The sequence below is a fragment of the Vibrio sp. 1F279 genome (assembly GCF_041439815.1).
GTDB lineage: Bacteria > Pseudomonadota > Gammaproteobacteria > Enterobacterales > Vibrionaceae > Vibrio > Vibrio tasmaniensis_A.
On record NZ_JBGOOU010000020.1, the window covers coordinates 50,975 to 60,488 of the forward strand.

Annotated in this window: 7 protein-coding genes; 5 read left to right on the top strand and 2 right to left on the bottom strand. The window is 42.4% G+C overall.

Annotated elements, in window-relative coordinates:
• The first annotated feature begins 5 nt into the window (after nucleotides 1–5).
• The 3 genes from ACED60_RS15235 to ACED60_RS15245 all read left to right on the top strand — a co-directional run bounded on the left by ACED60_RS15235 (nucleotide 6) and on the right by ACED60_RS15245 (nucleotide 2,238).
• Nucleotides 6–770 (top strand): amino acid ABC transporter ATP-binding protein, encoded by a 765-nt coding sequence (locus ACED60_RS15235; protein WP_009846639.1) that lies wholly within the window; start codon nucleotides 6–8, stop codon nucleotides 768–770.
• A gap of 313 nt (nucleotides 771–1,083) precedes the next feature.
• Entirely contained in the window at nucleotides 1,084–1,749 is a 666-nt protein-coding gene (locus ACED60_RS15240; RefSeq protein WP_012603870.1) for a Bax inhibitor-1/YccA family protein, read from the top strand.
• Nucleotides 1,750–1,908: 159 nt separating this feature from the next.
• The gene (locus ACED60_RS15245; protein ID WP_029225525.1) at nucleotides 1,909–2,238 is read left to right on the top strand and encodes a TusE/DsrC/DsvC family sulfur relay protein; all 330 of its coding nucleotides are present in this window, start codon (nucleotides 1,909–1,911) and stop codon (nucleotides 2,236–2,238) included.
• 54 nt (nucleotides 2,239–2,292) lie between these two features.
• Here the strand turns inward: ACED60_RS15245 and yccX are convergent, their stop codons facing one another.
• Nucleotides 2,293–2,580, bottom strand: a complete 288-nt coding sequence (yccX, locus tag ACED60_RS15250) for an acylphosphatase (protein ID WP_009846636.1) — start codon at nucleotides 2,578–2,580, stop codon at nucleotides 2,293–2,295.
• 88 nt (nucleotides 2,581–2,668) lie between these two features.
• Between yccX and ACED60_RS15255 the strand changes: the two genes are divergently transcribed.
• Together ACED60_RS15255 and ACED60_RS15260 are read left to right on the top strand one after the other, a co-directional pair.
• Nucleotides 2,669–4,072 carry a methyl-accepting chemotaxis protein gene (locus ACED60_RS15255; protein WP_009846635.1) on the top strand — a complete coding sequence of 468 codons (1,404 nt, stop codon included), beginning with the start codon at nucleotides 2,669–2,671 and terminating at the stop codon, nucleotides 4,070–4,072.
• Between the two features lie 129 nt (nucleotides 4,073–4,201).
• Complete coding sequence (locus tag ACED60_RS15260) at nucleotides 4,202–5,395, top strand: class I SAM-dependent methyltransferase (RefSeq protein WP_371727903.1); 1,194 nt, start codon at nucleotides 4,202–4,204, stop codon at nucleotides 5,393–5,395.
• 94 nt (nucleotides 5,396–5,489) lie between these two features.
• Here the strand turns inward: ACED60_RS15260 and ACED60_RS15265 are convergent.
• The coding region (locus ACED60_RS15265; RefSeq protein WP_371727904.1) for a VWA domain-containing protein at nucleotides 5,490–9,514 on the bottom strand (4,025 nt) is incomplete at its 5' end.

Genomic DNA, 9,514 nt, shown 5'->3' on the forward strand with positions numbered 1-9,514 from the left:
GTATTATGACGCAGCAAACAGAAAACAACTCTCAAGGTCTTATGATCGAGTTAAAAGACATGAACAAATGGTACGGCGAATTCCACGTACTTAAAAACATCAATCTAGAGGTTAAGAAAGGCGAAAAAATTGTTATCTGTGGCCCTTCTGGCTCAGGAAAATCAACGATGATCCGTTGTATCAACCGGTTGGAAGAACACCAAAAGGGTCATATCTTCGTTTCAGGTAATGAATTGACGGAAGACCTAAAAAACATTGAAGCCGTGCGCCGAGATGTTGGTATGTGTTTTCAACACTTCAACTTGTTTCCACATCTGACGGTATTAGAGAACTGTACTCTAGCCCCTATTTGGGTCAAAAAGATGCCTAAAGAGGAAGCCGAAGCCATCGCGATGAAATTCCTTGAGCGTGTAAAAATCCCTGAACAAGCGGATAAATTCCCAGGCCAACTGTCAGGTGGACAACAGCAACGTGTGGCAATCGCTCGTTCTTTGTGTATGAACCCTCAGGTTATGCTATTTGATGAACCAACATCGGCACTAGACCCAGAAATGGTTCGTGAAGTATTAGACGTAATGGTCGAATTGGCCGAAGAAGGGATGACAATGTTGTGTGTAACGCACGAGATGGGCTTTGCTAAAGAGGTCGCAGATCGCGTTATCTTTATGGATGCCGGTGAAATCATAGAAGAGAACAACCCTGTCGACTTCTTTGAAAACCCACAATCGGATAGGACGCAGAACTTCTTGAGCCAAATCTTGCACCATTAATATGTTATGATGCATAAACTACAGAGGCGGCTTAGGTCGCCTCTTTATTTTTCGATGTTCTTTTTATTTTTCGATGTTATCGTTCGTTTTCCAAAGGTTATAAATCATTAGCCAGTAACTATAAAAGTTTGAACATCGAGTGTTAGCGACACTTTATCGTCATTAGAAATACTTTGTTACACCTTCAGAAACACTTAACCGACTATTTTGATTATTATTTTAGGTATACAAGAGGAATGAAAGACTTGATTTTTCGAACTTTCAGCCCCATAAATGTACTAATAACTATTGAAGTCACCTTACGAGGAAGATTATGAACAGCCCTATGTTTTCACGCACAGCATCTCAAGAAAGTGCTCTGCAAACCAATAAAGTGTTGCGTAACACCTACGCACTACTGTCTATGACACTACTTTGGTCTGCTGTAGTAGCAGGCGTATCTATGGCGATGAACCTTCCTCGCCCTGGTCTTATCATTATGCTAGTTGGTTTCTACGGCCTTCTATTCCTAACAGAAAAGAACCGTGACAACAGCATGGGTCTAGTCTTCACATTCCTATTTACAGGTTTCTTAGGCTACACCATCGGTCCAATCTTAAACATGTACGTTGGCGCAGGCATGGGTGATGTCATCCTAACTGCACTTGGCGGTACTGCACTGGCATTTATGGCTGCATCTGCTTACGCCCTAACAACTAAACGTGACCTTTCATTCCTTAACGGTATGCTAATGGCTGGTTTCGTTGTTCTGCTAGTCGGCATGGTTGCAAACATCTTCCTACAAATGCCACTACTATCACTGGCAATGAGCGGTATGTTTATCCTATTCTCGACTGGTGTAATCTTGCTAACAACGCAAAGCATCATTCGTGGTGGTGAAACGAACTACATCTCTGCAACGATTAGCTTGTATGTTTCTATCTACAACATCTTCATCAGCCTACTAAGCATCTTAGGCATTATGGGTAACGACGACTAATCGCTTCCATCACTGAATCATATCTAGCCCAAGAGCCTATCTCTTGGGCTTTTTTTATCCATAAGTGCAATATTTTTTGAGATAGCTACAATTTCTGTTGAGAAAGATAAACTTGGTCATGTACTCTATCCGGATAGTTAATTGGACTCTGGATTAAACATGTTTGAATATAACGGCAAGCAAATCGAAACCGACGCTCAAGGTTATCTGTTGGATTACACTCAATGGGAAGAAGGTATGATTGAAATTCTTGCTCAAGATGAGGAAATTGAACTTACTGATGCACACTTAGAAGTCGTACATTTTGTAAGAAGCTTTTACGAAGAGTTCAACACCTCACCAGCGGTTCGCATGCTCGTGAAAGCAATGGAAAAAGCTCACGGTCCAGAAAAAGGCAACAGTAAGTACCTTTTCAAATTATTCAAAAAAGGCCCTGCCAAACAAGCAACCAAGCTCGCCGGTTTACCTAAACCAGCAAAATGCTTGTAGAACTAAAATAGCGCTAGGTTGATCTCAACGTAAAAAGTTAAATACTGTAGTGTCCTACAGTATTTTAAACTCCCCTACACGTACGTCCTGCCGCTCATGATCTTTAACTTGATGCATGACGACATTGTCTACTGTTGCGCTCGGTGGTCCAAGATTAAGCCAAGCGTGTAACTTCTCAAGTTTCAGCACCTCTCCGACCGCTAACACTTCAACTCGACCATCATTTAGGTTCTTTGCATAGCCGGAAATGCCCAAATCCTGCGCCTGCCTACTGGTGTGATAACGAAATCCAACACACTGAACTACGCCTGACACGACAAAAATATACTGCAGAGTATCCATAACGTTGCCTCATAAATTATATGGATGATATAGTTGCGATTCTATTCATTCACCATTTATTGGTGGGCTTACTTCGAGTATTACAATTATGAAAGAAATCCCGTTTCGTTGGATTGACAAATATCTCATTCACCTAAAAATCCAAGAAAAGTTCTATCTACTATTCTTATTACCTCTTATCGCCCTGGTTATACTGACTTTAGTTTTAGATAGCGCTGCGGACTCTTTACTTGCTCACCTTTATCAGGATGAATTGCTCCTGATGAAAGGTCTGATTGAAGCTGGACAACTCACCAAAGATCAGGTCGCTCAACTCGTTAGCAATTCTGACACCATCTCTTTAGGATATGGCGCAGCATCTGTTTCTGTCATGAATGGCGCCTTCAGTTTAGTCGCAAGCCATGACCAAAACTTATGGTCAGCTCTGTCTACTACTCAGGTATCGATTATTGCAGTAACTCTCACGCTGATAGCTCTGGGGGTTTACTACATCATGACTTTCATTGGTGGTGCTATGTTCTCGATGAACAAAGCACTCAGCACACTTGCGAGTGGCGATTTAACTTGTCGCATGAACTACTTTTTAGTTCGCGATGAGTTCAGTGAAATTGCTATTACTATCGATAAGGTAGCCGAGCGTGAACAAAACATGGTTCTCTCAATCCAAGAGTCCGTTGCTCTCATGCAGCAAATCAGCTCGGATTTGAACCAATCAACGCAACAAAGCTCAGATATCTCAAGTAATCAACAAGAGCACTTGAATAGCCTCGCCAGCGCAACTGAACAAATGGCAGCAACGATTCGCGAAGTCGCTACCCTTGCCCATGATTCAAGCACTCAAACAATGGACGCTCGTGGTGTCGCACAAAGTGGTCAAGTTAAGGTTTCTAATACTTTGGAATCGATCTCTAGCTTATCCCAAGAGATTCAATCGGCTTCGCAAGCAGTAGAAGAACTCGATGCTAATGCAGCGCAGATCGATGAAGTAGTCGCAACCATCAATGGTATCTCTGAACAAACTAACCTGTTAGCGCTAAACGCTGCGATTGAAGCTGCTCGAGCTGGAGAGCAAGGCCGTGGTTTTGCAGTTGTTGCTGATGAAGTTCGCGCTCTTGCCGGACGAACTCAACAAGCGACAGTTGAAATCCAGAGCATGATCGAGTCGTTACAGCGTAACAGTCAATCATTAACAAAACTGATGGAAGTGACAGTAAACAATGCCAATGAAGGCCAAACACTGATGTCGGAAGTGAACGTTGAGATCGGTTCTTTAGCTGAGAAAAACCAGTCTATTTCTGATAGTAGTACGCAAATTGCTACTGCTGCAGAAGAGCAAGGTGTCGTTGCGGATAACATTGCACAAAGTGTTGAAGAGATTCGTCATCAATCAGACGGCATCTGCGAGATGATCAGTAAGAGTAACTCTAACGTTGACCAACTTCGTAAGCAGAGCGATACGATGGAAGGTTTGCTGACAGGTCTTAAAGCTTAATACTGACATCTAACCACCATCTAATGATGGTTCAATACAAGGGCTGCTTTTGCAGCCCTTTCTTATTTGCTTTTCCCTTGTACTTCCCCGACAATACCCCTCCTTCAAATTCAACAAACAGAGTAAATTATGACTCCTTCAATTCATCTAGCTAAAGGCCGAGATAAATCACTACGCCGTAAACACCCTTGGGTATTTTCACGCGGTATCGATAAGGTCGAAGGCGAACCACAACCAGGTGAAACTGTAGACGTATATGCTCAGAATGGTCAATGGCTAGCAAAAGCGGCTTACTCACCAGAATCTCAAATTCGAGCTCGTGTTTGGACATTTGAAAAAGAAGAAATTAACAAAGCGTTCTTCGTAAAACGAATTCAAGACGCGCAATCACTGCGTGAAGACATCATTGAGCGTGATGGTTTAACTGGCTACCGCCTTACCGCTGCAGAGTCTGATGGACTGCCAGGTATCACTATCGACAAATATCAAGACTACCTAGTTTGCCAACTACTAAGTGCGGGCGCTGAATTCAATAAGAGCGTATTGGTTGAAGCTTTAATTGAATGCTTCCCAGACTGTAATATTTACGAGCGTTCAGACGTAGCAGTTCGTAAAAAAGAAGGCCTAGAACAAGTTGTTGGTGTACTTCACGGTGAAGAGCCACCAAAATCTATCGTCATTGAAGAAAACGGCGTCAAAATCAGCGTAAACATCATGGAAGGCCACAAAACTGGCTTCTACATGGACCAACGTGATAGCCGTAAAGAGTCAATGAAGTATGTTAAAGGCAAAGATGTGCTTAACTGTTTCTCATACACTGGCGGCTTTGGTCTTTACGCACTGAAAGGTGACGCAAAACGTGTAATCAACGCAGATGTGTCTCAATTAGCTCTTGATACAGCTAAGTTCAACGCTGAACTCAATGAATTTGATATCTCGAAAAAGCGTGCTGTATTCCTAAACGCAGACGTATTTAAACTACTTCGTGAATACCGAGATCAAGGCACTAAGTTTGACGTCGTGATCATGGACCCACCAAAGTTCGTTTCAAGCAAAAACAACCTAACATCAGGTGCTAACGGCTACAAAGATGTAAACATGCTTGCAATGCAAATCCTAAATCCTGGTGGCACTCTACTCACCTACTCTTGCTCTGGCTTGATGGGCACTGATTTATTCCAAAAAATCATCGCTGACGCTGCTCTAGACGCTGGCAGAACAGTAAAATTTGTCGAGCGCTTCGAGCAAGCAGCCGATCACCTTACAGACACCGCCTACCCAGAAGGTTTCTATCTGAAAGGTTTTGCCTGTAAAGTGTTGTAACCGAAGCGTGTTATAACTTCAATGTAAGGTCTTCTTCAGCGCGATTACTTTACTAAATTAAGATATAAAAAAAGGGCCTTTCGGCCCTTTTTGTTTAGTTATCGTAAATTTTCAATATATCGTTTAATAGTCCACTCACATCTGAAATTGAACCGTTAGTGATATAACTATCAAATTGTTCAGCGCTATCTTGCAATATGATCTCCTGAGTTTTTCCACCATCTGTCACAGTCAACTTAAGATCTGCCGTTGACATATTATCTGCACCTTCAAGAGAAATACCAATCTTACTGCTTTGAAGTAGGCTATTAATACTGTCAGAAGAATCTGTATGGAGTAGATCGGAAATATCTATTTTATCATCACCCTTAGTAAAGTCTGTAATTGTGTCTTTCTCACCATGACGAACACCAGAACCTTGGTCGACAAACTTGAAGATATCATCATCACTACCGCCGGTTAAAATATCGTTACCAATACCACCGATAAGAATATCATCGCCAGATCCGCCTTTAAGTGTATCGTGACCCGTACCGCCTCGAAGACCATCGTTACCTTCACCGCCATCAATGACGTCATCGCCTGACCCGCCGAATATAACGTCTGAGCCACCTTCTCCGTAGATATAGTCACTACCGCCGCCACCATGAGCAACATCCAAGTTTGCTGTACTGTTATTAGTAGCAGCTATCTCACTATCTTCACCTTGGTTAGGGTTAAGTATTACGTTCGAATCGCGACCTTGAGTGAAAACATCTTTAATATAAGTGTTTATCGCATCTTGGTTAGACGCTTGCCCAGTATTTTGGTCCAAGACAGCATGACTATCACCAAGATAAATCACATCATCGCCCTGGCCAGTCCAAACAGCATCGCCAGCATCACCAACATTGATTGAAACACCTTTGTTGATATCAACATTGTCTACAATCTTGTTGTAACCCGCTTGTCCATTGGTTACTGCAGGTGATCCTATCCAACTCAAATTATCATGAAGAACTTTAACAGAATCGATCATCTTGCCTGTAGACGACACATCTACGCTGCCTTTTGAACCCATTACATCAAATGAAATATGACTGCTACTTGTATCACCATCACCATCTTTTAATGTGTAATCGAAGTCTACGGTTTCAGGTCTAGCTTGTGGTTTGCCACCAAATTTGTACGAACCCGTATCCATATCGATACTCAAAGTGTACTTGCCATCGACCGTAACTTTTAACTCGTTTGTTGATTCATTTTTGGTAAAGCTGATCTTAGAGTTCTGTCCTGTAGAACTGATAGTTGAACCATCAAAATTAAAAGTTACGCCATCAATAACTAACTGACTAACATAACCACCATCAGCGCCAAAGCCACCATTAGTTACCAATGAACCATTAACGGTTTGAATTATTGGCTGGGTCAATATATCTGTTAGTTGGCTCGACGAATCAATAACTATCGCTGAAGAGTCTGTTCCCGTCAGACCATCGTGAGAAACCAAATCAATTTGGCCTTTGTCAAGATAACCTCCAGTTATACCTATAGCTTGAGAAGTAATACCATTATCATCTAAATGTTCAGTCCAAGTTTTGGCTTCCCAATAATCTATCCTATCATCTTGGTTTGGAATTCCATCAGTAATAAAGTAACTGACGTTATTCGCATCAGGGAGCTTACTATCTTCGTCATGGTCCCATGAAGTACGGGCTTTACGTAAAGCATCATCATAATCAGTATTATTCTTAGGTTTTAGCTTATTGATTTCTGTAATAGCTTCACTAACAGAGAACCAAGATTTACTACCGTCATGTATGAGTTTAGCGTTGCCGGTAAATGTCACTATTTGGACTTTTACATCGCCAAGCGTGTCATATTGCTGGAGCATCTTAGCAAGAGACTCTTTTAAAATAGCTAAACGAGTCTTACCAGCAACGCCAGAATCGTAGCCCATAGAGCCAGACACGTCGATTACCAACTGAATATTCGTATCTGATTTTGTTTCTGGGGTAACTGGCACATCAATAGCTGTTGCAACAGGCTGATCATCTTCAATCGAAACCGTAATTTGCCCCCCTGAACTCTTAAGCCCCGAAGTGTCTTTAGCAATGACCGGGATCTGAATGACTAGATTGTCTTCGCCATTAGTATTGGGGTGATCTACCGGAGCTTTCAATTGTATGTCGTAGTGACCATTTCTATCCAATGTTGCTTCAATAACAACTTTTCCGTTAGCAGTACCAGTAAGTGCATGACCATCAGGCGATACCGCCCAATCAATAGTATGCCCTTCTGATGTCAAAGGCTGACCGGTCGATGTTGTAATGTTGATTGAGCTTGTTTCACTAAACACAGTGTCAGACAAGTTGTTATTAGCGTCAGTAATAACAAGATTACCTTGTATAGAGTGACCATCCGTAGAGTCAGTAGGTAACCCAATAGTATCAGTGATACCACCGTTTAGGCCTTCTTCTGAAACGCTAACTGATTGGTTTTTGATTACAGGTGCAACTTCATTATCGAGTATAAAACCTGTGCCAGTGTCTCTGCCAATAGTAATCGTATAATTTTCAGTATTTTCTACAAGAACGTCATCTAATGTCGGAACGATAACTTTAAAGTAATATACGCCTTTAGGCACGACAATAGATTGTCCATCGGCGCTCAATGTGACGCCATTAGTAAACGAAATGTCTGATTTTTTAACGTCACTACTATTAGGGAGGTTTATTGAGTATGTTACGTCTACATCAGAAGAACCAGTAAGTAAAACGCTATACTCTAAGGTCCCACCCTCAATTACCGAACGAGCATTGGCAACATTTACAGTTGGTTTATCAGCAGCGTCTTCGTTTATAGAACCCGACGCGCTAACACCGTGCTGACCGTGATTAATGATTACATCCTTACTAGCATCTGTTGAAGATTGGAAAGGTATCTCACTCAACTTAATCCCAAAGTCTTCAGATGTTTCGAAACGGTTGTCATTTATTGTATCTACATTAACTTTGAAATCCGTAACTTTCGCAGGAAGCGTGAATGTACCATCCACTTCATTTACCGGAATAGTCTTAATCACTCCGCCAGAAACATAAGTGACTGTAACCCCAGAAAACGGCTTACTACTGTCTGCGGCTAAATCCTCAAGGTTTGCTTTACCAACGCCATTAGAAAATTCAAACTCGACTTTCATCTCAATCGACGCTTCAGACACCTTCGATAGTTGCCCATCAAATACGGCCGTGCTTCCTTCATCAACAGCATTAGCATTCGTCAATGTAAGCGTAGGGTTATCTGTATGATCTAACTTGATTGTACCCTGACCTTTCAGATCAGAATTAGCTTCATCAATACTTGACGTTCCGCCGACCTGAGATTTTGTATCTACAATGTGTAGTCCAAAACGTTCAGTCCATTCAAATTTATCGTCTTGCACGGTTTGAACAGTTACACGAAGCTCAGTTCTTCCTGCCGGAATTTCTACATAACCGTTAACGACGTTAGCAACTTGGAATACACCGTTAGCATCTTTGTATTCGTAAGTTAGGCTATTGGTATCAATATCATCAAATTCGGTATCGTAACCATTCGTTGTCGCTTCAAATTTAACATACTGTTTTTCAGACGAAGCTTCATTTAATGTCACTTTAAAGGATGCTTTATCTCCTTCATCGACAGGCGCAGCATCATGGACTTTGATAGTTACGTCGTTGTCAGTGATGCTCGTCTCTTTGCGAGCGCCCGTCAGGTTCAGTTTCTCGAACACATCCGCGCCGCCCGACGTTTTCACGCCCGTCACTTTCACAACGAACGTTTCACTGCCTTCCGCCAGTTTGTCGTCCACCGTCACGATGTTGAACGTCGCGGTCGTGCCGTCTGCATTGACTGTCGCTTGCAGCGTCTCAACGATGTCGTCGCCTGACGCCGTTTTGTATTCGTACGCTAATGTGATCACCGTGCCCGCTGGCACTTTGTCGCTTAACGTCACCGTGTAATCGGTGCTGCTTGCGCCTTCCACGATGCTGTCTGGACCGTTTAACGTTACCGTCACTGTGTCTTCGCCCGTTGGCGCGCTTTCGTCAGTGATGCTCGTCTCTTTGCGAGCGCCCGTCAGGTTCAGTTTCTCGAACACAA

Coding starts and splice junctions, on each gene's coding strand:
- yccX (WP_009846636.1), bottom strand. CDS start 2,580: ATGGATACTCTGCAGTATATTTTTGTCGTGTCAGGCGTAGTTCAGTGT.
- ACED60_RS15240 (WP_012603870.1), top strand. CDS start 1,084: ATGAACAGCCCTATGTTTTCACGCACAGCATCTCAAGAAAGTGCTCTG.
- ACED60_RS15255 (WP_009846635.1), top strand. CDS start 2,669: ATGAAAGAAATCCCGTTTCGTTGGATTGACAAATATCTCATTCACCTA.
- ACED60_RS15245 (WP_029225525.1), top strand. CDS start 1,909: ATGTTTGAATATAACGGCAAGCAAATCGAAACCGACGCTCAAGGTTAT.
- ACED60_RS15235 (WP_009846639.1), top strand. CDS start 6: ATGACGCAGCAAACAGAAAACAACTCTCAAGGTCTTATGATCGAGTTA.
- ACED60_RS15260 (WP_371727903.1), top strand. CDS start 4,202: ATGACTCCTTCAATTCATCTAGCTAAAGGCCGAGATAAATCACTACGC.